Here is a 21,805-nt window from a genome sequence, read left to right as displayed (position 1 = left end):
GATCAAAATTATCGATGGAATGGATGGAAGATGCTTCCGAACCCGACCTTGGACCAATTGCAGGTGTTTTTGACCGTTGCCGAAACCGGCAGCTTCTCGGCCGCTTCGCGCGCACTGAACCGTGCGCAATCGGTCGTCAGCTATACGATCGCCAATCTGGAGGCACAGCTCGAGGTGCCGCTTTTCGAGCGTTCCGGTGCGCGCCAGCCGAAGCTGACGGAAGCGGGCAGGGCGATGCTGGAGGATGCGCGGCGCATCCTGGGCGACCTGCAGGTCATGCGGGCGCGCGTCAAGAGCCTGAGAGAAGGGCTCGAAGCGGAGGTTTCCGTAGCCATCAGCGTCATGGTGCCTTCACGTGCCATGGTGGACGTGCTGCGTGAATTCCGCGAGGTGTTTCCGTCCGTTTCGTTGAGCCTCAACGTCGGTGAACTCGGAATGGTCATGGATCTCGTCCTGAGCGGCAAGGCGACGATCGGGATCGGTGGCGCAGTCCTGAAGCAGGACGATTCGATCGTCACGGAGCGGATCGGTCATTCCTTCATGATGCCCGTTGCCGCGCAGAGCCACCCGCTTGCCCGAGCCGACCGGCCGCTCACGCTCGGTGACGTGCGCGAGGAAGTGCAGCTCGTCGTCACCGATGCGTCGGGCCTGACGAAGGGGCGCGATTTCAACGTTCTATCCTACAAGACATGGCGCGTCAGCGATATTGCGACGAAGCACCAGCTCATCAAGGCCGGCCTTGGCTGGGGTGGTCTTCCGGCGTCCCTGATCCATGACGATCTCCTGAGCGGTGCGCTCGTCCATCTCGATCTGGATGCCTACGAACAGGGGGAATATCCGATCTATTCGATGCGCCGGCCCGCCAACCCGCCCGGACCCGCCGCCACCTGGATGATCGACGCGTTCCGTACGAGGCTTTCCGCCTGCCCGAGCCAAGCCGATTTACACGCTCAGATTGCAGAATTACGTGAACCTAGTATGCCGCTCGCGGCCGAATGAAGGAAGGCGCGGGCGCCGCGCCTTCCTCGATATCTTCGCCTAAAGGACCAGCCTGAACTTCGCGAAGCCCTCGGCGCCTTCGCCTGCATCTTCGATCTTCACGCTCTTGACGTCGGCGAGGTACTGCTTGGCCTTCGGGCCGCTTTCGAACACGACGGTCGTGCCGGGCAGGGGCTTGAACGTCCAGTTGCCGTCGGCGGAAGGGTTGATCGTACCCTGATCATGGACAAAGCGGACGATGACGTCACGGTTGGTATCCGGGGCCTGGAAGATCACCTTATCGGAGGCGATTTCCGGGAAGCTGCCGCCGCCGCCTGCACGGTAGTTGTTGGAAACGACGACGAACTTCTGCGCCGGATCGATCGGCTTGCCCTCGAAGGCGAGGTTCTGGATTCGGTTGGAGTCCGGATTGACGGCCTTGCCCGACGAATCATATTTCGGCGGCTGCGACAGGTCGATCTGATAGGTCACACCGTCGATGACGTCGAAATTGTAGGACGGGAAGTCGTTGTTGAGCAGAAGCGCGTCCTTTGAGCCGGGCTCGATGTGGTTGAACATGCCGGCTGACATTTCCAGCCAGTTCTTCACCTGCGCACCGGTGATGGCGACGGCCTGAACCGTATTCGGATAGAGGTAGAGATCGGCGACATTCTTGATGGCGATATCGCCAGCCGGGACGTCCGTATAGTAGTCGGCACCGCCGCGACCGCCGGCCTTGAAGGGCGCTGCGGCCGAAAGAACCGGCAGATCCTTGAACTGCGTATCGGCCAGCATCTGCTTGATGTACCAGGTCTGTGCCTGTGAAACGATCTGCACGGACGGGTCGTCGGCGACCAGCGCGAAGTAGGAATAGAGCGGCGCGGAGGTCTTGCCGACAGGTGTGCGGACATAGGCAAGCGTTGCCTCATGCTCAGTCTTGGCGGCCTCCACGACTTCCTTCTTGTCGGCGACATCGGCAACGACCTTCTTCTTGTCGTCGCGATGGTAGATCGGCCGTGCTTCGGAGGTGAAGGCGACGATCTTCCAACTGTTGCCGTCCTTCTCCAGCAGAAGGTCGATCAGGCCGAGATGCGAGCCCCAGAAGCCGGCCATGACGGCGGGCTTGCCATGCAGCGTGCCCTTGACCGGATCGGCGTTACCAATGCCATCCCAGGTCTTCGGACCGGGGAAGACAAGATGCTGGTGACCGGTGAAGATCGCATCGATGCCCTCGACGGCAGCAAGATGCAGCGAGGCATTTTCCATCTTTTCGGAGGGGGCGGAACCGTCAATGCCGGAATGGGAAAGCGCGATGACGATATCGGCGCCGGCTTCCTTCATGGCTGGGACCCAGGCCCTCGCGGCCTGGACGATATCGCGCGTCTGGGCCTTGCCTTCCAGGTTTTTGATGTCCCACAGCATGATCTGCGGCGGTACGAAGCCGATGAAGCCGATTTTAACAGGGCTTTCATTGCCGGCGCCATCCTTGATCTGCTTTTCGACGATGATGTAGGGCTTAAAGAAGAGTTCGTCCTGCTTCGGGTCCGAGGCGAGCTGGCCCTTGGTCAGGTTGGCGCAGACGAAGGGGAAGTTCGCGCCTGACAGTACCTTGAACATGAAGTCGAGGCCGTAGTTGAACTCGTGATTCCCGAGCGTACCGACCGTATAGCCGAGCGTGTTCATCGCCTTGATCACCGGATGGACGTCGCCGTCCTTCATGCCATGCTGATAGGCCATGTAGTCGCCCATCGGATTGCCCTGCAGCACGTCGCCATTGTCGATCAGTAGCGAGTTGGCGGCTTCTGCACGGATATTGTCGACGATCGCTGCCGTGCGCGACAGGCCCATCGTGTCGTTCGGCTTGTCGGCGTAATAATCGTAGGGGAAGACATTGACGTGAATGTCGGTCGTTTCCATGAGCCGCAGATGTGCCTGGTTGGAGGCGGCACGGGCGCTGAATGGGTGCAGCAGCACCAGGGCAGAAGTGGCGGCAAGACCGCCGAGCAGCGAACGGCGGCTCATCGAAGGCACATCGAAAATGGAAGACATGGAAACACTCCTTTTGACATCATGCACCACCCGGTTCGATGAACTTAGGATGATTGGCCAAGGAGTACATCGTGAAAATGACAGAACGGCAAAGACGATGCCAAGGAAGCGGCATCGTCTCGGAAAGCGTTACCGAACGCGTGGCACTTCGCGGTGGAAGAAGCGGAAATAGGAGGCAACGAGCGCGCGGGCATTGGAATTCACGTCGAACTGGATGCCGACGCGGCCATTGTGTTTCCAGCGCACGACGCCTTCCAGCATGCCGAGATCGTCAGCTTCGATGCGCACCTTGCTGCCCGAGGCTGCATAAAGCGGCGCCTTGACCTCGAGTGCTGCACCCGTGGTGGAAAGATCGAGGATGCGGGCATCCACTTGGCTGTTCAGATAACGGATCTTGCCGAAGACGCGGCAGTTCTTGCGGTCGGTCTTGCGGGCCGAGATCTTGAGATTGCGTGTCATGCTTGTCCCCGTGAAGAATTCGGGCAAAACATACGCTTCGAAGATTGAAATGCCTTTAGGGGCTTACCTAAAATTGTTGCGAAAGTCTCAATTCGGCACGCCCGCCCGCCGCGCCACCACATGTTCGCGCCAGACGGTGAAGATACCCGCTGCGACCACGATGAGCGAACCGACGATCATGTTCAGCGTCAGTGTTTCCCCATAGATGAGCACTCCGAGGATGGAGGCATAGACGAGTTGGATATAGGTGAGCGGCTGAACTGCTGCCGCATCGAGCGCGTCATAGGCGCGGATCAGGAAGTAATGGCTCGACGTGCCGGTCAGGCAGACGGCGAGCATCCATATCCAATCCCATCCGTATACCGGCGTCCAATAGAAGGGCCCGGCAAGCGTCATGACGGCGGCTCCGACGACACCCGTATAGAAAAAGCTCGTCATCGCCGAATCCTGCCGGCTCACGTAACGCGTGGCGATCACATAGAGCGCGAAGTTGAAGCAGGAAATGACCGCAACAAGCAGATTCACGTCGAAGAATCCGCCTTCCGGCTTAAGGATCAACAGCACTCCGAGAAGCCCGATACCGATCGCAGTCCAGCGGCGCCAGCCGACCCGCTCGCCAAGGAGTGGTATGGCAAGCAGTGCGACAATGATGGGAGTGGCGGCAAAGATCGCCTGCGAATGCGCAAGGCCGATCAGCGCAAAGCAGGTGATTGCCAGCACCACCTGCGTGGCCAGCAGAACCCCGCGTGAGAACTGAAGAAAGGGATGCTTCGTCCGGGCGGTGGCGCCGATACCGCCGCGCATCCTTGCCGCCAGAACCACGGTGAACAGGCCGAAAGCCCAATAGCGGACCATTGTCACGAAGATGGGCGAATAGATCGAACCAAGATGCTTCGAGATTGCGTCCTGCGCTGAGAAGATCGTGAGCGCGAGAAGCAGGAAGATATAACCGTGCGTCTTGGATTTCATGTCTTGCCGTTGAAACGGGAGATGCCCGCAGCGCTAGCTAGGGCAGGATTTCAGTTGCTTTGCAAGGGCTCAGAGACCGACATTCGGCCTGTCGATGATTTCGCGCAGCGCAAAGCTCGAATTGATCTTCACCACATGCGGCAGCGCTGAAAGCCAGTCGCGATGGATGCGCTCGTAGTCTTCCAGATCGCGGGCAGCGACCCGCAGGATATAGTCGTATTCACCGGACATCAGATAGCAGACGAGCACGTTCGGACAGCGCTTCACCGCCGCCTCGAATTCCGACAGCGTCTTGGCGAACTGGCCGGATAGCGAGATATGCACAATGGCGATCATCTTGTAGTCGAGCGCTTTATGCGAAAGTCGGGCGTGGTAGCCGCCGATGACACCGCTCTTTTCAAGAATGTCGAGCCGCCGCGAACAGGCCGAAGGCGACAGTCCCACCTTGTCTGCAAGCTCGGCATTGGTGATGCGGGCATTGATCTGCAACGCCCTCAAAATCGCAAGATCGATATTATCGAGGTCAGACATTCGAAGAACCTTCGAAAAATGAATGGATGACGCAATAATCTTCGAAACTTTGCTTTCGCGCAAATCCTCTTTGCAAGGACATTTCGTGGCTGTGGTGCTTGGATTCAGGAGCGAGAGAACGTTCCGCGCAACGCGGACATAAAATGAGAGGAACGCGAATGCGTGTCGGCTGCCCGAAGGAAATCAAGAACCATGAATATCGCGTCGGTCTGACGCCGGCTTCAGTGAGAGAATATGTCGCCCACGGCCACGAGGTCTGGGTCGAAACCAAGGCAGGTGCCGGCATCGGTGCCGACGATGCTGCCTATGCGGCCGCTGGCGCGAAGATCGCCGCCTCTGCCAAGAATATCTTCGAAAAGTGCGACATGGTCGTCAAGGTCAAGGAGCCCCAGCCTTCGGAATGGGCGCAGCTCCGCGACGGTCAGCTTCTTTACACCTACCTGCATCTCGCGCCCGATCCGGAACAGACCAAGGGTCTGTTGGCATCTGGCGTTACCGCCATTGCCTATGAGACGGTGACAGACGAGCGTGGCGGCCTGCCTTTGCTGGCGCCAATGTCCGAAGTTGCCGGCCGTCTGTCGATCCAGGCAGGCGCCACGGCGCTGCAGAAGGCCAATGGCGGCCTCGGCATCCTGCTCGGCGGCGTGCCCGGTGTTCTGCCGGCGAAGGTCGCCATCATCGGCGGCGGCGTCGTCGGCCTGCATGCGGCCAAGATGGCTGCCGGTCTCGGCGCCGATGTCAGCATTCTTGACAAGTCACTGCCGCGCCTGCGCCAGCTCGACGATATTTTCAACGGCCGTATCCATACGCGCTATTCCAGCATCCAGGCGCTGGAAGAAGAAGTCTTCTCCGCCGATCTCGTCATCGGCGCCGTGCTGATCCCCGGTGCAGCCGCGCCGAAGCTCGTCACCCGTGAAATGCTCTCGGGAATGAAGAAGGGTTCCGTCATCGTCGACGTCGCTATCGACCAGGGTGGCTGCTTTGAAACTTCGCACGCCACGACGCATTCCGACCCGACCTATGTCGTCGACGACGTCGTGCATTATTGCGTCGCCAACATGCCGGGCGCCGTTCCCGTCACGTCAGCCCATGCGCTGAACAACGCGACGCTCGTCCACGGCCTGGCGCTTGCCGATCGTGGCCTGCGCGCCATTGCCGAGGACAAGCATCTGCGCAACGGGTTGAACGTTCATAAGGGTCGTATCACCAACAAGCCGGTTGCCGAGGCCCTGGGCTACGAAGCCGTTGCCCCGGAAAGCGCGCTGAACGTAGCGTAAACTAACTGACTTTAGGTCAATCGAGGGCGCCGGATTCCGCAAGGGCCGGCGCTTTTACTTTGTCGATCCGGCACTGATAGCAATTGTTGCGGGCCGAGCGTACATGCACATAGGCGATGCCGGGCCGCGCGAGCAATTCGGCCGCATAGCCGGGAATTTTCTCGATCGGCGTCACCGCGCCGGTGCCGTAAACAATCCTGTCGTTCTCGCCATAGCCGCGGACAATGAAATCCGGGCTCGTGGTCAGCACCGGAGGCAGAACCTCGTCGGCGGAATAGCGCTTGCAGGGCTGCTTGTGCAGGAAGATCGGTCCGGTCTCGGCATAGGGCTGCAGTTCCGGAAAGGGCCGATAGGCGAAGACGAAGAGTTCCTCGCCGGCACCGATATTTTTCAGGCAGTGCCGGCAGGGATAACCATCGCCGTCGGAAACCAGCATTTCCGGTGAACGGTCATAGGCGTCATGGCTGCCGCTCCAGAGCGCTTCGGCATCTGCTGTCGGCATGGCGGAAAACTGAATGCTGGTCATGGCAAATCTCCTTGTGAGCTTTGCCATAGTGTCTGCGCTGACGGTTGCCCAAGCCACCCGATTCTTGCTTCGGACCGGCAAAGGGTAGTTTGCACCTGCAAACGCAGTCAGCTTTTTCTGGCTATTTCCAGCAATTCCTTGTCGCTCAACGGTCTGACGATCCCGGTGCCGGTAGAGACCGGAGAGAAACCGAACATCTGGTAGAGCTGCAATGCGCGCGGATGGTCGAGATTATTGGTGGTCGTGGTGACCTTCTTCGGGTTCAGCGTCCAGATGGCGTAGAGCGCCTGGAGCAGGAACCATTTGCCGATACCGAGGCCGAGCGCATGTTCGAAGAGCCCGAAATGGCAGAGCTCGATCGTATCCTCGTCCTCGCAGAGATACTCGAAGAAGCCGGCCGGCGCACCGTTGACGTACAGCACGCTGATATTGTTGCGCTTGTCATGCAGCACCGCGGTCAGTTCCTCGTCGCTCATCCTGAGACGTTCGACCCACTGCCAGCGCGCACCGACCTGCCGGTAAAGATAGCGATAGAAGGCCAGGGGAATTTCTGGCGCGCGCATGATTGCCGTCTGGATGTTGACGGGCACAGGCAGGCTTGCCTTCGGCGGAGCGACCATTTCAAGCCGCGTAATATGGGCCTTGAGCGAGGCGGGCGTCTTTCCCATGGCGGTCAGGCTTTGACCGGTTCAGGCGGGCCGGTGACGACGGGCGTGTCCTCACGGCTACCCCATTCGCTCCAGGAGCCGTCATAGAGCTTGTTGTCGGTATGGCCGAGCGATTCCAGCGCCAGTGTGATGATCGCGGCCGTAATGCCCGAACCGCAGGAAGTGACGACCGGCTTGGTAAGGTCGATGCCGCCATCTTCGATCGTCTGCTTCAATTCCGGCAGCGATTTGAAGCGGCCCTGGTTGGCGAAGACGCCTGAAGGCAGGCTGCGCGCGCCGGGCATATGGCCGGAGCGCATGCCAGCGCGGGGTTCGGGCTCTGCGGCGGCGAAACGCCCGGCGCTGCGGGCATCGGCAATCTGTAGGGCGCTGCTGGCTACGATATCGCGCATCTGCTCGAGATGAACGACGCGGCTGGCATCGTAATTTGTCTTGAATGTCGCCGGGGCATGGTGCGGCACCTCGGTTTCGAGTGGCCGGCCTTCGGCTTTCCAGCCATCCAGCCCCCCATCGAGCACGAAGACGTTCTTTGCGCCCATCACACGGAACAGCCACCAGACGCGCGGCGAGGCGAACATGCCGATGCCGTCATAGACGACGATGCGGTCGTTCTCACTGATGCCGAGCTTACCGACCTGAGCGGCGAAATAATCGGGCGCGGGGATCGTGTGGGGCAGGTTGGTCGAATGGTCAGCGATCTTGTCCTGATCGAAACGGATCGCGCCGGGAATATGGCCGGCGGCATATTCCGCATCGGCGTCGCGTTTCTGCGCCGGAAGATAGAAGGATGCGTCGAGAACGCGCAGGTCGGACTTACCGAGTTCAGCCTGCAGCCAGTTGGCCGAGACGACGAAACGGCTCTTGGTGTCACTCATGATGATCTCCCCAAATATCAGGCCCAAATGGCAGGCATCGTCTATCAGGCTTCGTCGCCGGGCATGCCGAAGCGAATGCGGAAGCGCCGGTTCTCTTTGCCCTTCTTCTCGATCTTGGCAATATGAATCTGGCCGACTTCCTGTGTTTCCGAAACATGCGTGCCGCCGCAGGGCTGACTGTCAACAGCCGAATTCTCGCCGATGCTGACGAGGCTGACGCGGCCGAGGCCAACAGGGGGGCGCACGTTCTTCGATTTGACGATGCCGGGATTGGCCGCAAGCTCCTCATCCGTAATCCACTGAAGATAGACCGGATGATTCTGGTTGACGAGATCCATGAGCTTGGCCGTCACCTCGTCCTTGTCGATCGTATCGGTCATATCGAAATCGACGCGGCTCTCATCCTCGCCGACCGCTGCCCCCGTGATCGGATAGGAGCAGACGACCGAGAGAAGATGGCAGGCCGTATGCATTCGCATCAGCTTGTAGCGGCGCGGCCAGTCGATATGCAGCACCAGCTTCTCGCCAATCTCGGCGCGCGGTTGCCCCTCGAGCGGCACATGGAGGATAATGTCCTTGCTCGCACCGTGTTTGGCTTGCCCAAGCTCTATCTTCGAACCGTCAGCCCGTTCGAAGAAACCGGTATCACCCGGCTGCCCTCCCGATGTGGCGTAAAAGCAGGTCTGGTCCAGTTCAATGCCCCCGTCCTCGTGAACGGCCGTGACGACCGCTTCGCATGTGGAGAGATAGAAGTCGTCACGGTAGAGGGCATTGACTGGCATGGAGGCTCACGCTGCGGGTTCGTAGGGTATCTTGATATCCGTCGAGCCGACCATCCATCCGGGAATGGGAAGGCTCTTGGATGAAAGGAAATCCGGATTGAAGAGCTTGGACTGATAGCGATTGCCATAGTCGCAGAGGATTGTCACGACCGTGTGGCCGGGGCCGAGATCCTTCGCAAGACGCACCGCGCCGGCAATGTTGATCGCCGTCGAGCCGCCAAGGCAAAGCCCCTCATTCTGGACGAGATCGAAGAGGTAGGGCAGCGACTCGGCATCGGTGACGTGATAGGAGAAATCGGGCGTGAAACCTTCGAGGTTGGCGGTGATGCGCCCCTGGCCGATGCCTTCCGTGATCGACGAGCCCTCGGACTTCAACGTGCCGTTCGCGTAGAATTCGTAGAGCGCGGCACCCTCGGGATCGGCAATGCCGATCTTGATGTCCTTGTTGAAGGCCTTGAGACCTGCCGCTACGCCGGCAAGCGTACCGCCCGAGCCGACCGAGCAGATGAAGCCGTCGACCTTGCCCTCGGTATCGTTCCAGATCTCGGGTGCCGTCGTTTCGATATGTGCCTGCCGGTTGGCCACGTTGTCGAACTGGTTGGCCCAGATCGCGCCGTTGGGCTCGCTCTTGGCAAGTTGCTCAGCAAGGCGGCCCGAAACCTTCACGTAATTGTTCGGGTTCTTGTAGGGAACGGCTGGAACTTCCACGAGCTCGGCACCGAGCAGCCGCAGCGCATCCTTCTTTTCCTGGCTTTGCGTTTCCGGAATGACGATGACGGTACGATAGCCGAGCGCCTTGGCAACGAGTGTCAGGCCGATCCCGGTATTGCCAGCCGTGCCTTCGACGATGACGCCGCCGGGCTTGAGCAGGCCCTTTTTCTCAGCGTCACGAATGATATAGAGCGCCGCTCGGTCCTTTACCGATTGGCCGGGATTGAGAAATTCGGCCTTGCCGAGAATGGTGCAGCCGGTCGCCTCGGAAACACCCTTGAGCTTGATGAGGGGCGTGTTGCCGATAGCCTCGATTACGGAGGGGTGGAAGGTCATGGAATCTGCCTCGTTTACGCATAGTTTAGGAACGGTCTTTTCCCTTCACAAGGCGGCATTGGCAAGAAATCCTATTCCATGCCTTTGGAGCCCGCGATAAAATTAGTCTTCCAATTCCAGCCCTTCGCCGTGCGTCCGGCCGTTAGTGATCCGAAGATTGACTTTCGGCGTATGGATGACGACAAAGCAAGCACGGGCGCAGGAACAAGGCGTGACCGAATCCGACATGGTTCACGAGCATATCGACACGATCGATGCATTGATGGCGCATTTTGTTGCTGGCTCCCTTCCGGAGCCGGCCCGCGCACTCGTGGAATCCCATCTGGAAATGAAACCGGACAATCGAAGTCTGGTGGCCGACCTCGAACGACTGGCGGGAGAGGCTCTGGAAAGTGCCCCGGCAAGCCCGATCAGCGAACGCGACGCGAAGCTCGCGGCAATCTTCGGCTCGAAGGCTCCTGCTTCCCTTCCGAAGCTGCCGTCGCGTCCGCAGGGAGCCCTTTTCCCGCGGGCCTTGCGCAATCTCGTCGGTTTCGAAGTCGATGACGTGCCGTGGCGCAAGCGTCTTCCAGGCTTTAAAGAATATGCGACCGATATAGACGGCTGCGAGGTCAGCCTGATGTGGATACGGCCGGGTCGCGCGCTGCCTGCCCACACGCATGCGGGCATGGAACTGATCCTCATCCTCGATGGCGCTTTCCGCGACGAGCGCGGCCGTTTTGGGCCGGGAGATATCTCGGTTGCTGACGCGACCGTCGACCATCGCCCCGTCGCTGAAAAAGATCGGCCCTGCATCGCCTTTGCCGTTTCTGATGGGCCGATCAAGCTTACCGGCTCCTTCCGGCAGATCCTCGGCGACCTCATCGGCTGAAAGCAGCCACAATGCTGTGATAGAGCCATTGTCCCGGGAGAGGATGAGGAACTTCCGGGCCTGTTTTCGAGTTCATATCGGCAGACTGGAGGAAGTGTCATGCGTAATTTCATTGCCCGCCCGGAACATGGTATCGTCTGGATTTCCGGTGCCAGCTCTGGAATAGGGCGGGCGCTGGCGCTGAAGCTTGCAGGCGAGGGATACCAGGTCGCAGCCACGGCACGCAATCACGAAAAGCTGGTGGAATTGCAGGTCGAGGCAGCCGGACTGCCTGGCAGCATCATCGTGCTCGATGGCGATGTGACCGATGCCGAGGACATGGAACATGTCATGGCCTCGATCGAATATGAGCACGGTGCGCTCGCCATGGCGATCCTGTGTGCGGGTGTCTATCAGCCCGTTCACGGCGAGGATCTGAACCGAGCGGATTTTGAGAAGACTTTTGCCGTCAATCTGTCAGGCGTCGTCAATTGCCTGCTGCCGGCGATCAGCCATATGAAGGCGAAAGGGCAGGGCCAGATCGCCATCGTGTCCTCGGTGACGGGTTACTCAGGCTTGCCGACCAGCGCCGCGTACGGCGCGACCAAAGCTGCGCTGATCAATATGGCCGAAAGCCTGAAATTCGATCTCGACAAGATCGGCATCCGCATCCAACTCATCAATCCGGGCTTCGTCGATACGCCGGCAACGCGCAAGAATGGCTTTCCCATGCCGGCACTCGTTTCGCCTGAGACGGCAGCCGAGCGGATTGCGACGGGCCTCAAATCGCAGGCCTTCGAGATCACTTTCCCGAGGCGCTTCACCTATGTGCTGAAGTTCCTGCGGATATTGCCCTATGGTCTCTATTTCGCACTGGTGAACCGCTTCACCGGCTGGGGCGAGCGACCTGCCAACGCCAGTCACCGTCCGGCGACGCCGCATCCGGCCGAGTGATCAGCTGCGCGAAAAGACCACCTGCCGCACATCGATATTGCGGGCGCGGAAGCCGGCCTCGCAATAGAACAGATAGAATTCCCAGAGGCGCTTGAACCGGTCGTCGAAACCCATCGGCCGGAGCTTGTGCCATACGGACCAGAACCGCTCGCGCCATTCCGCCAGCGTACGGGCGTAATCGAGGCCGAAGCCGAAGTCCCTGACCAGTGAAAGGTCCATCTTCCTGCCGAGTTCGGCAAGGTGATGACGCGTCGGCAGCATACCGCCGGGGAAAACGTATTTCTGGATGAAGTCCGGATTGCTGCGGTATTGCTCGAAGGCTTCGGGACGGATCGTAATGATCTGCAGCCCCGCCTTTCCGCCTGGCTTCAGGCACTGTTTCAGCTTGGAGAAATAGGCCGGCCAATATTTCTCGCCGACGGCCTCGAACATCTCGATCGAGACGATGCGGTCATAGATCCCGGTCTCGTCGCGATAGTCCTGGAAGCGGAAATCGACCTTGTCGCTGAGCCCTGCCTTGCTGATGCGCGCCTGCGCAAAGGCAAGCTGCTCGCGACTGATGGTCAGCCCCGTCACCCGGCAATTCAATTCGCTCGCCGCGAACTCGGCAAAACCGCCCCAGCCGCAGCCGATTTCAAGCACATGATCACCAGGGCGGATGCCGGTCGCCTCCGCCAGCGAGCGGTATTTCGCGTTCTGCGCCGATTGCAGGTCAATGGCGCCGGTCGAATAGAGCGCCGAGGAATAGGTCATGCTCGGATCGAGCCATTGCTTGTAGAAGTCGTTGCCGAGGTCGTAGTGGGCCGAAATATTGCGTTTGGAACCGGTCTTCGTATTGGCATTCATCCAGTGCCGGAGGCGCTCCACGAAACGACCAACACCACGTTTGCCATTGGAATAGCCATGCGCGGCATCGCCATTGACGAGGAAAAGCTCGAGAAAAGCGGTGATATCGGGGCTGTCCCAGTCGCCGTCCATGTAGCTTTCGGCAAGCCCGATCGTGCCGCTTGTCAGTGCCCGTCCGGCAAGGTTCCAGTTGCGCAGTGTCAGCGCGGCATTCGGCCCGGCGCTCCTGCCTTCGATCAGCACCCTGCGCCCGTCTGGCAGTGTGACGGCAAGCGAACCGTGCTGCATGCGCAGCAGACCTCGCAGCGCAAGCTTGGCCTTGAAGGGCAAGCCCTTGACGATGCGCGAGATGTTTTCTGCCGTCAGTGTCACGGCATCCCGGGCAGTTTGGTTCCAGTCTTGCGCTTTGCTCATCGTCCGTCCTCCCGCATTTTCTGGCCGGTTGGGGACGACGCCTGCGCCTCTCCTCCGGCGATTGAGGCGAACGCTAGATTCATTCCGCAGCTTCTGCAAGCCGGCTTGCCGGCTTTACGCTCACAGGGGCCGGAGGCGGTGGCCGACGAATATAGATGGCGCCCTTCAGCCAGAGTTTCAGAGCCTCCCAATGTATGCCGGCCATGATCTTGACAGTCAGGAAGGGAATGGCCGCGAGAAGATAACCCAACGCTCGGCCAGTCAGCGGCTTTTGTCGACCGGAGAACGTTGCCGCAAGAAGCGGACCTTCAGCATCGGTTTCCAGGATGCGCCAGCGGATTTCGCGGCCCGGCGGCAGCATGCGGAAATGATAGCGCATGCCCGTGCCGATGAAGGGAGAAACGTAAAAGAGCTTCTCGCAGGTCTGGCGAAGACCACCTTCGGAGATTTCATCATCTTCGACAGGGCATACATAACTATGCCGCTCGCCGAAGGTGTTGCGCACCTCGTAGATCAGCGCGATCAGCGCATTCCCGCTGTCATAGGCATAATAGACCGAAAGCGGATTGAAGACGTAACCGAAGATCCGCGGATAACAGACAAGCAGGATCCGGGCCGGTCGCTCGACGCAGGCGTCCGCAAGGAGTCCTTCAACATAGGAGCGCAGGCTTCCGCCTTCCGCATGATCCTTTTCATGGAAGGAGACGAGGTTGCCTCTGTTGACCGAAAACAGCGCCGACAGTCTCCCGGCTTCCTCGACCCGGTCGAGATCGATAGACAATGAAAAGACCCGGTACCGGAAGCGATGGCCGAACGGCTTCATGCGCTGATGCATGACATCGCCCGCATAAAGGACGGCCGGCGCCTCCGGTGGAGGGCCGTTTCGCGTCACGCTGACGCCATACCTCGTTGCGTGGGGCCTCGTGCGGGACGCCGTCATGCCATCGCTTCCAGTGTGGTTCCACGGGAGGAGGGCCGGGCGGTCCGCCAAGGTGTGATCCCGCCCAGCGCCTCCGCCGCCGCAAGGCCGGAAACGAGTCCATCCTCGTGGAATCCGTATCCGGTCCAGGCGCCCGCGAAATAGCAATCGTTTCTTCCCTGAATGGTAGCGATCGCCCGCTGCGCTGCCATCGCTTCGGCGGAAAACTGCGGATGCTCATAGGTGAATTCGGCAAAGACCTTGCGGCTTTCCGGTTCGCGGTGCGGATTGAGCGTGACGAAGAGAGGAAAATCCGGGTCTATGCCCTGTAACCTGTTCATCCAGTAGGTCACCGCCACACCGGCCTCGCCGTCGGCATGGCTTGAACGCAGATAGTTCCAGGAGGCCCAGACCTTGCGCCGCGTCGGCATCAGACTGGCGTCACGGTGCAACACCACGCGATTGGGCTCGTAGGGAACGGCAGCGAGCAGTCGCTTTTCCTGATCCGTCGCATCGATCAGCAGACGCGCGGCCTGATCGCTATGGCAGGCGAAGATCACCTTGTCGAAGAAGGCCTCGCCGCCGATCTCGTCGATCAGGGTGACGCCCCTGTCGCTGCGGATCACGCCACGCACACCGCAGCCGAGCTTCACTCTGTCGCCGAGCGGTGACAGAAGCCTTTTCAGATAGTTGCGGCTTCCGCCGGTGACGGTGCGCCACTGATGCTGACGGCGATAGATAAGCCGGTGATTGTCGAAGAAATTGACGAAATGCTCGGCGGGAAATTGCAGCATACGCACCGATGGCGTCGACCAGATGGCAGCGGCCATCGGCACCAGATAATTGTTGGTGAAACCAGGCGAGAAGCCGCGCCAGTCGAGATAATCGCCGATTGAGCGCGAGACCAGGTGTCCGGCCGCCCGGTCTTCCAGGCAGGTGCGGTTGAAACGCAGGATCTCGCGGATCATCCAGAGGAAGGAGGGGTTTAGCAGATTGCGCTTCTGCGCGAATATAGACGACAGCCCGCCGCCGCTCCACTCCAGCCTGCCCTGATCCAGCGACAGTGAAAAGCTCATGTCGCTGGCATGCGTGGCGACGCCGAGCTCTGCAAAGAGCGCGGTCAGATTGGGATAATTGCACTCGTTGTAAACGATGAAGCCGGTATCGACCGGAATGTTCAGTCCGTCATAATCGACATCGACCGTTGCCGTATGGCCGCCCGGCCGGGCATCTTTCTCGTAAAGTGTCACGTCATGGACAGTGTTGAGCGCCCAGGCCGCTGAGGCACCCGATATGCCCGACCCTATGATGGCCACCTTGAGGCGGCGTGGCAGCGAGGGAACATGCGCGTTCATGCTGCGTCCTTTATGGCATTATAGACCTTCAGCGCCCGCCGGCGCGCCGTGGCGTGATCGACGATGGGTCTGGGATAGGTTTCACCAAGCGTCACGCCTGCGTCTTCGAGCACGCTCGCTGGTGCTTCGAACGGCCGGTGGATATATTTGTCCTCGAGCTTTCCGAGCTCCGGCACGAACTGCCTGATATAGCTGCCATCTGCGTCGAATTTCTCGCCCTGCAGCACCGGGTTGAAGATGCGGAAGAAGGGGGAGGCATCGGCACCCGAGCCCGCGACCCATTGCCAGCTGGCCGCATTATTAGCCGGGTCCGCATCGACAAGCGTATCGCGGAACCAGGCTTCGCCACGGCGCCAGTCGACCAGGAGGTCCTTGATGAGAAACGAAGCTGTTATCATCCGTACGCGGTTATGCATCCAGCCATGGCGCCAGAGCTGGCGCATGCCGGCGTCGACGATCGGATAGCCCGTCTGGCCGTTACACCAGGCATGAAATCCGTCTTCATCCTCCCGCCAGCCGAAACCGTCGAAATTGCCGTTCCAGTTGGCCTCGGCAAGTTGCGGAAAATGGAATAGCAGATGATAGGAGAATTCCCGCCATGCCAGCTCCTTGCGGAAGCGTACGATGTCGTCTGAAGGAATGCGCCGGGAAAGGCCTTTTGTCGCTTCCCAGATGCGAGCCGGCGAAATCTCACCGAGCGCCAGATGCGGAGAGAGCAGGGAGGTTGCCGTCTTTCCAGGAAAATCCCGATCGGCCGAGTAGCCGTGAAGCCCATTTTCGACGAAATCCTGTAGCTTTTCGTGGGCAGCCTCTTCACCCGGCGTCCACATGTCGGGGAAGAATTTCGCCCAGTTCGGCCTCTGCGGCAGGAGCTGCCAGGAGGCGAGCGTTTCGGAAGCTGGAAACTGCTTGGGGAAGCGGTAACTCTCTGGGGCATCGACAGGCGCCTCGGGCTCTCCACCTTCGAGTGCCCGCCAGAACGGTGTATAGACGCGATAGGACGCGCCGGCCGATGTCTTGAGTTTCGTCGGCTCATGCAGCAGCTGGCCGCCGAAGCTGCGCACCTCGATGGCCTGCTTTTCCAGTTCATGTTTGAGGCGCATGTCGATCGCGGTGCCCGGCGGATCGAAACGGCGGTTCCAGAACACCGCTTCCGCACTGCTTTGCTTGATGATGTCGGCCAGCACATTTCGGGCATCACCGCTGACAAGTACGAGCTTGCCGTCATGTTTTCTGAGGGCTGCGCCAAGTGCGTGAAGCGAATGATGCAGCCACCAGGCCTGGGCTGCGCCGAGCGGCCCGATGCCGTCTTCGCGGGGTTCACGGATATAAAGGGGAATGACCGGCCGCCCCGATGCGCATGCCGCATGCAGAGCCCTGTTATCGTCAACGCGCAGATCTTTGCGAAACCACACGATCACCGGTCTTGCAACAGTCTCTCGTGCCACTGGCTGCTCCCTGTTTGCCTCTGGGTCTGTTACGGAAATACGAGGCAATCGGATCAGCAGTTTCATCGGGCGCGCATGAAAAAGGCCGGTCGCGCCGGCCTCTCTCAATGAACGGGGCTTTACCCGATCAGTTGTCGTATTCGCGGCACGCTTCGCTGATCGAAGCACCACTTTCGCCGCCGCGCGTATCAACGCCCGTGTTCTGCTGCGGCATTCCCGGGCATTCGATTGCCTGCCCGCCAATACTCTGTGTCGTGGTCGGATCTACCGGGCCTGCGGGAATTGGATGAATACCGTTGCTGTCACTCGTATAGTCGGACGAGTAATTGCCCGAGCCCGGATCCGTGGAACCACCATTGGTCGGGCCGATGGCGTCAGGATTGGACTGGGCGAATGCCGACGACGCCATGCCGATGGCAAGCAGCGATGCGGCGATAAGGGATTTGCGCATGGGAGATATCCTCCTTCGATTTTCATCTTTGGTGACATTTCCCCAACCCGTGACAAAACTCCTTGTTCCGAAATTAAAGCGGAGTAGTTGAGAAAACCGGCGCATGGTTACGCATAAACCTTAACCGCGAAAGCCGCTTTGCGTCTGCTCTTCCTTGCCTTACCTGCGCAGCGAAACCACCTGTTTACGGCATGAGGCCGCCATGTTCTTTTCACTGCGTGAGGCGGGAGATCTTTGCCTTCAGGTCGCGCTTGCGCTCACATTGACGGCGAGCGGCATGGCTGCGGCGTCCACCTTCGTGAAGGGAACAGAGCGGCGGGTTTCTGTCATCGACGTCAACCGACCTACGCTTTGGTCCGCCGGCCCGGTCCGCGTCGACGGCGCTGAGCGCATTGAGGTTTCAGACGGGCGGGAGGTGGCCGCAGGCGAGGAAATGCCCTGCTACAACACCATTGGCCTCAAGATATCCTGCGATCTGCTGGCCTTTTCGCTGGGCGACAATTTCTGATCCCAGCGATGGATTTTCCAGCTTTCTCCTGGGTTTTGGAGCTTCATTTCTTTAGTCCATAAATTTTATGGATAATTCTGGCGTAGATGCGTCGCGGCACTTTGCTGCGGACCGCCAGGAGATGGCAATGACAAAAATCCTGATCGTGCCGGGTCTGTTCGGTTCCGACGAGGGACATTGGCAACGTTATTGGCAGAGCGATATTCCGCAGAGCCGGCTGGTCGAACAGGACGACTGGAAGCACGCCCGTCTCGATCATTGGATGGAGCGGCTGGAACAGGCGCTGCTGGAGGCAGGGGAAGCGTATGTCGTTGCCCATAGCCTCGGCTGCATCCTCACAGCCAGGCTCGCCGACCGGCCACTCGCTCGCCGGGTAAAGGGAGCGCTTATGGTCGCCCCGTGCGATTTGCCTGCGACTGAAAGGCTGCATCCCGGTTCGCTCGCCTTCGGTCCCATGCCGACAAACCCGCTTCCCTTTCCGAGCCTTACCGTCGGCAGCCTCGACGACAAATACATGTCGCTCGACCGTTTGAGCTTCTACACCCGCCTCTGGAAAACCGAGGTTCGCAATATCGGTCTCGCAGGCCATATCAATATTGCCAGCGGTTTCGGCCGCTGGACCGGTAGTTATGCATTGTTTGATGCGGTGAAAGGCAAGGCGAAGGCAAAGAGACCGCAGGTATCCCCGCTTGCAGCGACCGGCGCATCGGCGTGAAGTTTTATCGGGGCAGAGCAAGAAACGGGTTGAACTTGAGCTTCCACGGTACGATTCTGATATCAGATGGAATGTGAGAGCTTCACCATGGCTCAGAAAGTGCATCAGTATCTGATCTTCGAAACCGCCGGCGGCTTTTGCGGCATCGCCTGGAGCGATGCCGGCGTGACGCGATTCCAGCTGCCGACAAAAAGCGCCGAATCGACCGAACGGTTGCTGTTGCGCCGCCTGGCGGCTGCGGAACCGGGCACGCCGACGCCACTGATTCAGGAGGCCGTTGCCGCGGTGAAGCGTTATTTCGAAGGCGAGGAAATCGACTTCTCCGATGTGCATATCGATCTCGACGGTCAGGACGCATTTTTCCGCGATATCTATGCCGCTGCGCGCCGCATCGGCTGGGGCCATACGACAACCTACGGCACGCTCGCCAAAGAGCTCGGAGCGGGGCCGGAGGCTGCGCGGGATGTGGGACAGGCGATGGCGAAGAACCCTGTGGCACTCATCATTCCCTGCCATCGCGTGCTTGCCGCGGGCGGCAAGGTCGGCGGCTTTTCCGCACCCGGCGGCTCGTCTTCCAAGCTTCGCATGCTGGAGCTTGAAGGCGTGCACGTCGGTCCGCCCGCACCGGCCCAGCAATCTCTGGATTTTTGAGGGTGCACGGCAAGCAAGTGCTTGGAATGCGGTGAAATTCTTCGCTATAAAACTCTGTCTTTAGCGAGGTTTTTCATGAAGAAGATTTTCAATCCGGCGTCTATTCGCCGCCCCTTCGGAAACTACAATCACGGCCTCCTCGTGCCGCCAGGCGCGTCCCTTCTCGTCACATCCGGTCAGCTCGGCATCGCTCTCGATGATACGATCCCTGAGGATGTGACCGCCCAGGCCGAACTCTGCTTCGAAGCGATCAAGGCGATCCTTGTCGAGGCCGAGATGAGCTTTGCTGATGTCATCCGCATATCCGGCTTCGTGACGAAGCGCGACGACTTCCCGGCCTACATGGCGGTGCGCGACCGCTTCACGCTTGAGCCGAAACCGGTTTCGACACTCATCATCGTCAGCGGCTTCACCCGGCCCGAATTTCTGGTCGAAGTGGAAGTGACGGCCGCAAGGGTCGTCTGATCTCTATGGGCTGATCGAAATCTCTGCGTGAAAACAAATGGATAGAGAATTTTCGGGATTCGAAGAAAACGGAAATTCTTTAGAAACGTTCCATCGCGCTCTTCACCTTGGCGAGAAATGCTGACCGGGTCTCCGGCGTGCAATTGTTCATGTCATAATGAGCGAGGAAGGTGACCGGATTGATCGGGTTGATCTGCGCCCGCAAAACCCGCTTGACGATCTTCTTTGGCGGATTGCCGGCGACAAAGGCACGGAAAGGTGTTGCACCGTAGGTAAGTACAGCGCCAAGCTTTTTGATATGGCGCAGACGGGATTCGACTTTGCCGTCCACGAGTTCGAAGGAGACGCCGGGAAGCCAGACCCGATCGAAATAGCCCTTCAGGATGGCCGGGAAACCGAAATTCCACACCGGCGTGCAGATGACCAAAGCCTCGGCCTGCTTCAGTCTGTCGACATAGGGTTTTACGAGAGACGTATTCTCCGGATAGTCGTGATAGATCAGCCGGTCGTGCTGAGAGAGAACGGGGTCGAATTTTTCCGCGTAGAGATCGCAGGCATCCACCTCATGCCCGGCTTCGGCAAGGCTTTCCAAGGTCTGCCTGTAGAGCGCCTTGCCGTAGCTTTCCTCGACCGGGTGCGAGTGGAGGACGAGAACCCTCATGAGTCCTCCATGACAGCCGCAAGACCAGGGAAGAGATAGTTCTTGCCGGCGTTGAAGTCGAAATTGGGATTTTCCCAGGCAATCATCTTGCCGGGGTTCAGCAGCCCCTTCGGATCGGTCTCGTGCTTGAAGGCGAGCTGCACCTTGTCGGTGCGCTTCATGCCGCCCTCTTCCAGCGTATAGCGGTGCGGATTGAAGATCGGGCAGCCGTGGTCCTGGTGGATCTTGATGATCTCTTCCAGCCGTTCCTCTGTCGTGTAGCGTACCAGCGGCAGGCCCGAGCACTGGATCTGCCCGTCAAACCTGATGAATTCGAGGTGGCCGGGTACTTCATCGCCGAAGATCTCTACCATCTTCCGCACCTTGGCGACATGATCCGGGCCCGGATACTGCACCTGCAGATAGGTGAACGTCGGGTCGACCTTGAGCGCGCGCAACGTCGTATGGTTCCAGGCCAGTTCATAGGCATGCGGAATGCCGCGCATGCTTTCGACCTTGTCCGAGCGGAACATGATCTCGCCCTTCTGCGCTGCCGTGAAGGCCAGGAAGGCATCCATGGAATGCGGCGCGATCATCAGCACGACGATCGACTGGCCCTGACGGATATAGGGCTTGTGCCGGGTGAAATAGTCGTGCGGGATGGGTGCGGCGATCGGCGCTATTTCCTTGACGAGAATGCCGTTGCACTTCGCCAGCGCGTCTGAGAAGCGCACCGCGTCCATGAAGTCGTCATAACCGACGAGAACATCCACCCAGTCATAGGCAGGCGCAAGCGGCATCTCGATTTCCGTGATGATGCCGTTGGTGCCATAGGCATGGCTGACCTTCTGCAGATCCCAGCCGGTGAGGTCGAGCACCCGCGGCTCCGCCTCCATGGTGACGACGCGCAGACGCAGAATATTGCCGAGGTCGCGCAACCCGCCCCAGGTGATCGAGCCGACGCCACCCGAACCGCCGGCAATGAAGCCGCCGACCGTTGCCGTTTGGGCGGTCGAGGGGTGGAAGCGCAGTTCCTGTCCGGAATGCACCTTGGTCTGCTTGTCGAGTTGGGCGATTACGATGCCCGGCTCGCAGATGACGCGGCCGGGATGGATTTCCTTGATCTTGTCCATGGCGGCAAGGTTGAGGATGATGCCGCCGGAAAGCGGCATAGCCTGGCCGTAATTGCCGGTGCCGGCCCCGCGCGGGGTCACCGGAACCCCATGCGCATAGGCGACCTTCAGCGTCTGGATGACTTCGGCCTCGTTCTTCGGCGTAACGACGATATCGGCCGTCACGTTGTCGAGCTGCGCCTTCAGGATCGGCGAATACCAGTAGAAATCGCGGCTCTTCTGGCGAACGAGCGCCGGATTGTCCTCGATCGCAATACCTTCGAGTTCTTGTCTGATCTTCTGATAATCGGCCATG

The 21,805-nt window shown here is 59.6% G+C and carries 23 protein-coding genes and 1 pseudogene; 8 read left to right on the top strand and 16 right to left on the bottom strand.

The window, feature by feature from the left end:
• Positions 1 to 30: 30 nt before the first annotated feature.
• On the top strand, positions 31 to 999 hold the full coding sequence (locus AC1DNW_RS20105) for a LysR family transcriptional regulator (protein WP_113309162.1): 969 nt from the start codon (positions 31 to 33) through the stop codon (positions 997 to 999).
• Between the two features lie 39 nt (positions 1,000 to 1,038).
• On the opposite strand, the gene AC1DNW_RS20100 is transcribed toward AC1DNW_RS20105, so the two are convergent.
• From AC1DNW_RS20100 to AC1DNW_RS20085, 4 genes and pseudogenes are all read right to left on the bottom strand, one after another.
• Complete coding sequence (locus AC1DNW_RS20100; RefSeq protein WP_113309161.1) at positions 1,039 to 3,027, bottom strand: bifunctional 2',3'-cyclic-nucleotide 2'-phosphodiesterase/3'-nucleotidase; 1,989 nt, start codon at positions 3,025 to 3,027, stop codon at positions 1,039 to 1,041.
• Positions 3,028 to 3,171: 144 nt separating this feature from the next.
• Positions 3,172 to 3,486 (bottom strand): annotated as a pseudogene (locus tag AC1DNW_RS20095) (PilZ domain-containing protein); the annotation flags it as partial.
• 87 nt (positions 3,487 to 3,573) lie between these two features.
• On the bottom strand, positions 3,574 to 4,455 hold the full coding sequence (locus AC1DNW_RS20090) for a DMT family transporter (RefSeq protein ID WP_477854126.1): 882 nt from the start codon (positions 4,453 to 4,455) through the stop codon (positions 3,574 to 3,576).
• Positions 4,456 to 4,524: 69 nt separating this feature from the next.
• Positions 4,525 to 4,986, bottom strand: coding sequence for an Lrp/AsnC family transcriptional regulator (locus tag AC1DNW_RS20085; protein ID WP_113297897.1), 462 nt, complete (start codon positions 4,984 to 4,986; stop codon positions 4,525 to 4,527).
• 158 nt (positions 4,987 to 5,144) lie between these two features.
• Here AC1DNW_RS20085 and ald point away from each other — a divergent pair, with 158 nt between their 5' ends.
• A complete protein-coding gene (ald, locus tag AC1DNW_RS20080; protein ID WP_113309159.1) occupies positions 5,145 to 6,263 on the top strand; it encodes an alanine dehydrogenase in 1,119 nt (372 codons plus the stop codon).
• A 16-nt stretch (positions 6,264 to 6,279) separates the two neighbouring features.
• Here the strand turns inward: ald and AC1DNW_RS20075 are convergent, their stop codons facing one another.
• The 5 genes from AC1DNW_RS20075 to AC1DNW_RS20055 form a co-directional block, all read right to left on the bottom strand.
• The gene (locus AC1DNW_RS20075) at positions 6,280 to 6,789 is read right to left on the bottom strand and encodes a DUF1203 domain-containing protein (RefSeq protein WP_113309158.1); all 510 of its coding nucleotides are present in this window, start codon (positions 6,787 to 6,789) and stop codon (positions 6,280 to 6,282) included.
• A gap of 107 nt (positions 6,790 to 6,896) precedes the next feature.
• Positions 6,897 to 7,457, bottom strand: coding sequence for a GNAT family N-acetyltransferase (locus AC1DNW_RS20070; protein ID WP_113297835.1), 561 nt, complete (start codon positions 7,455 to 7,457; stop codon positions 6,897 to 6,899).
• A 5-nt stretch (positions 7,458 to 7,462) separates the two neighbouring features.
• Entirely contained in the window at positions 7,463 to 8,332 is an 870-nt protein-coding gene (gene sseA / locus AC1DNW_RS20065) for a 3-mercaptopyruvate sulfurtransferase (protein WP_113309157.1), read from the bottom strand.
• Between the two features lie 44 nt (positions 8,333 to 8,376).
• Positions 8,377 to 9,114 (bottom strand): alanyl-tRNA editing protein, encoded by a 738-nt coding sequence (locus AC1DNW_RS20060; protein ID WP_113309156.1) that lies wholly within the window; start codon positions 9,112 to 9,114, stop codon positions 8,377 to 8,379.
• 6 nt (positions 9,115 to 9,120) lie between these two features.
• Positions 9,121 to 10,161 carry a cysteine synthase A gene (locus tag AC1DNW_RS20055; protein ID WP_113297832.1) on the bottom strand — a complete coding sequence of 347 codons (1,041 nt, stop codon included), beginning with the start codon at positions 10,159 to 10,161 and terminating at the stop codon, positions 9,121 to 9,123.
• A gap of 211 nt (positions 10,162 to 10,372) precedes the next feature.
• On the opposite strand from AC1DNW_RS20055, the gene AC1DNW_RS20050 reads away from it, so the two are divergent.
• On the top strand, positions 10,373 to 11,032 hold the full coding sequence (locus tag AC1DNW_RS20050) for a ChrR family anti-sigma-E factor (protein WP_477835519.1): 660 nt from the start codon (positions 10,373 to 10,375) through the stop codon (positions 11,030 to 11,032).
• Between the two features lie 99 nt (positions 11,033 to 11,131).
• Positions 11,132 to 11,965: an SDR family NAD(P)-dependent oxidoreductase gene (locus AC1DNW_RS20045; protein WP_113297831.1), complete on the top strand. Its 834-nt coding sequence runs from the start codon at positions 11,132 to 11,134 to the stop codon at positions 11,963 to 11,965.
• Here the strand turns inward: AC1DNW_RS20045 and AC1DNW_RS20040 are convergent, their stop codons facing one another.
• The 5 genes from AC1DNW_RS20040 to AC1DNW_RS20020 form a co-directional block, all read right to left on the bottom strand.
• Positions 11,966 to 13,225, bottom strand: a complete 1,260-nt coding sequence (locus AC1DNW_RS20040) for a class I SAM-dependent methyltransferase (protein ID WP_477854125.1) — start codon at positions 13,223 to 13,225, stop codon at positions 11,966 to 11,968.
• A 79-nt stretch (positions 13,226 to 13,304) separates the two neighbouring features.
• Positions 13,305 to 14,165, bottom strand: coding sequence for a DUF1365 domain-containing protein (locus AC1DNW_RS20035; RefSeq protein WP_113309154.1), 861 nt, complete (start codon positions 14,163 to 14,165; stop codon positions 13,305 to 13,307).
• The gene (locus AC1DNW_RS20030; protein ID WP_477854124.1) at positions 14,162 to 15,499 is read right to left on the bottom strand and encodes an NAD(P)/FAD-dependent oxidoreductase; all 1,338 of its coding nucleotides are present in this window, start codon (positions 15,497 to 15,499) and stop codon (positions 14,162 to 14,164) included. Before AC1DNW_RS20030 ends, AC1DNW_RS20035 begins: the two co-directional genes overlap by 4 nt.
• Positions 15,496 to 16,947, bottom strand: a complete 1,452-nt coding sequence (locus AC1DNW_RS20025; RefSeq protein WP_477854123.1) for a cryptochrome/photolyase family protein — start codon at positions 16,945 to 16,947, stop codon at positions 15,496 to 15,498. Before AC1DNW_RS20025 ends, AC1DNW_RS20030 begins: the two co-directional genes overlap by 4 nt.
• 127 nt (positions 16,948 to 17,074) lie before the next feature.
• Positions 17,075 to 17,398 carry a hypothetical protein gene (locus AC1DNW_RS20020; protein WP_113311576.1) on the bottom strand — a complete coding sequence of 108 codons (324 nt, stop codon included), beginning with the start codon at positions 17,396 to 17,398 and terminating at the stop codon, positions 17,075 to 17,077.
• A gap of 202 nt (positions 17,399 to 17,600) precedes the next feature.
• On the opposite strand from AC1DNW_RS20020, the gene AC1DNW_RS20015 reads away from it, so the two are divergent.
• From AC1DNW_RS20015 to AC1DNW_RS20000, 4 genes are all read left to right on the top strand, one after another.
• The gene (locus AC1DNW_RS20015) at positions 17,601 to 17,906 is read left to right on the top strand and encodes a hypothetical protein (RefSeq protein WP_113311577.1); all 306 of its coding nucleotides are present in this window, start codon (positions 17,601 to 17,603) and stop codon (positions 17,904 to 17,906) included.
• Positions 17,907 to 18,033: 127 nt separating this feature from the next.
• Complete coding sequence (locus AC1DNW_RS20010; protein WP_113311578.1) at positions 18,034 to 18,621, top strand: RBBP9/YdeN family alpha/beta hydrolase; 588 nt, start codon at positions 18,034 to 18,036, stop codon at positions 18,619 to 18,621.
• A gap of 87 nt (positions 18,622 to 18,708) precedes the next feature.
• Positions 18,709 to 19,272 (top strand): methylated-DNA--[protein]-cysteine S-methyltransferase, encoded by a 564-nt coding sequence (locus AC1DNW_RS20005; protein ID WP_477854122.1) that lies wholly within the window; start codon positions 18,709 to 18,711, stop codon positions 19,270 to 19,272.
• A 75-nt stretch (positions 19,273 to 19,347) separates the two neighbouring features.
• Positions 19,348 to 19,737, top strand: coding sequence for a RidA family protein (locus AC1DNW_RS20000; RefSeq protein WP_113311580.1), 390 nt, complete (start codon positions 19,348 to 19,350; stop codon positions 19,735 to 19,737).
• A gap of 79 nt (positions 19,738 to 19,816) precedes the next feature.
• Here AC1DNW_RS20000 and AC1DNW_RS19995 read toward each other — a convergent pair whose 3' ends face one another.
• Positions 19,817 to 20,398 carry an NAD(P)H-dependent oxidoreductase gene (locus AC1DNW_RS19995; RefSeq protein ID WP_113297823.1) on the bottom strand — a complete coding sequence of 194 codons (582 nt, stop codon included), beginning with the start codon at positions 20,396 to 20,398 and terminating at the stop codon, positions 19,817 to 19,819.
• Positions 20,395 to 21,804 (bottom strand): FAD-binding oxidoreductase, encoded by a 1,410-nt coding sequence (locus tag AC1DNW_RS19990; RefSeq protein ID WP_477854121.1) that lies wholly within the window; start codon positions 21,802 to 21,804, stop codon positions 20,395 to 20,397. Before AC1DNW_RS19990 ends, AC1DNW_RS19995 begins: the two co-directional genes overlap by 4 nt.
• Between the last annotated feature and the right edge of the window lies 1 nt (position 21,805).

Source organism: Rhizobium sp. 05L429, assembly GCF_056397645.1.
Note: the sequence above shows the minus strand (reverse complement) of the source record. Positions and strands in the feature narration are given on the sequence as shown.

Excerpts from the sequence above, each read along its gene's own strand:
- AC1DNW_RS20105 (WP_113309162.1), top strand. The coding sequence starts at position 31 with ATGCTTCCGAACCCGACCTTGGACCAATTGCAGGTGTTTTTGACCGTT.
- AC1DNW_RS20100 (WP_113309161.1), bottom strand. The coding sequence starts at position 3,027 with ATGTCTTCCATTTTCGATGTGCCTTCGATGAGCCGCCGTTCGCTGCTC.
- AC1DNW_RS20090 (WP_477854126.1), bottom strand. The coding sequence starts at position 4,455 with ATGAAATCCAAGACGCACGGTTATATCTTCCTGCTTCTCGCGCTCACG.
- AC1DNW_RS20085 (WP_113297897.1), bottom strand. The coding sequence starts at position 4,986 with ATGTCTGACCTCGATAATATCGATCTTGCGATTTTGAGGGCGTTGCAG.
- ald (WP_113309159.1), top strand. The coding sequence starts at position 5,145 with ATGCGTGTCGGCTGCCCGAAGGAAATCAAGAACCATGAATATCGCGTC.
- AC1DNW_RS20075 (WP_113309158.1), bottom strand. The coding sequence starts at position 6,789 with ATGACCAGCATTCAGTTTTCCGCCATGCCGACAGCAGATGCCGAAGCG.
- AC1DNW_RS20070 (WP_113297835.1), bottom strand. The coding sequence starts at position 7,457 with ATGGGAAAGACGCCCGCCTCGCTCAAGGCCCATATTACGCGGCTTGAA.
- sseA (WP_113309157.1), bottom strand. The coding sequence starts at position 8,332 with ATGAGTGACACCAAGAGCCGTTTCGTCGTCTCGGCCAACTGGCTGCAG.
- AC1DNW_RS20060 (WP_113309156.1), bottom strand. The coding sequence starts at position 9,114 with ATGCCAGTCAATGCCCTCTACCGTGACGACTTCTATCTCTCCACATGC.
- AC1DNW_RS20055 (WP_113297832.1), bottom strand. The coding sequence starts at position 10,161 with ATGACCTTCCACCCCTCCGTAATCGAGGCTATCGGCAACACGCCCCTC.
- AC1DNW_RS20045 (WP_113297831.1), top strand. The coding sequence starts at position 11,132 with ATGCGTAATTTCATTGCCCGCCCGGAACATGGTATCGTCTGGATTTCC.
- AC1DNW_RS20040 (WP_477854125.1), bottom strand. The coding sequence starts at position 13,225 with ATGAGCAAAGCGCAAGACTGGAACCAAACTGCCCGGGATGCCGTGACA.
- AC1DNW_RS20035 (WP_113309154.1), bottom strand. The coding sequence starts at position 14,165 with ATGACGGCGTCCCGCACGAGGCCCCACGCAACGAGGTATGGCGTCAGC.
- AC1DNW_RS20030 (WP_477854124.1), bottom strand. The coding sequence starts at position 15,499 with ATGAACGCGCATGTTCCCTCGCTGCCACGCCGCCTCAAGGTGGCCATC.
- AC1DNW_RS20020 (WP_113311576.1), bottom strand. The coding sequence starts at position 17,398 with ATGCGCAAATCCCTTATCGCCGCATCGCTGCTTGCCATCGGCATGGCG.
- AC1DNW_RS20015 (WP_113311577.1), top strand. The coding sequence starts at position 17,601 with ATGTTCTTTTCACTGCGTGAGGCGGGAGATCTTTGCCTTCAGGTCGCG.
- AC1DNW_RS20010 (WP_113311578.1), top strand. The coding sequence starts at position 18,034 with ATGACAAAAATCCTGATCGTGCCGGGTCTGTTCGGTTCCGACGAGGGA.
- AC1DNW_RS20005 (WP_477854122.1), top strand. The coding sequence starts at position 18,709 with ATGGCTCAGAAAGTGCATCAGTATCTGATCTTCGAAACCGCCGGCGGC.
- AC1DNW_RS20000 (WP_113311580.1), top strand. The coding sequence starts at position 19,348 with ATGAAGAAGATTTTCAATCCGGCGTCTATTCGCCGCCCCTTCGGAAAC.
- AC1DNW_RS19995 (WP_113297823.1), bottom strand. The coding sequence starts at position 20,398 with ATGAGGGTTCTCGTCCTCCACTCGCACCCGGTCGAGGAAAGCTACGGC.
- AC1DNW_RS19990 (WP_477854121.1), bottom strand. The coding sequence starts at position 21,804 with ATGGCCGATTATCAGAAGATCAGACAAGAACTCGAAGGTATTGCGATC.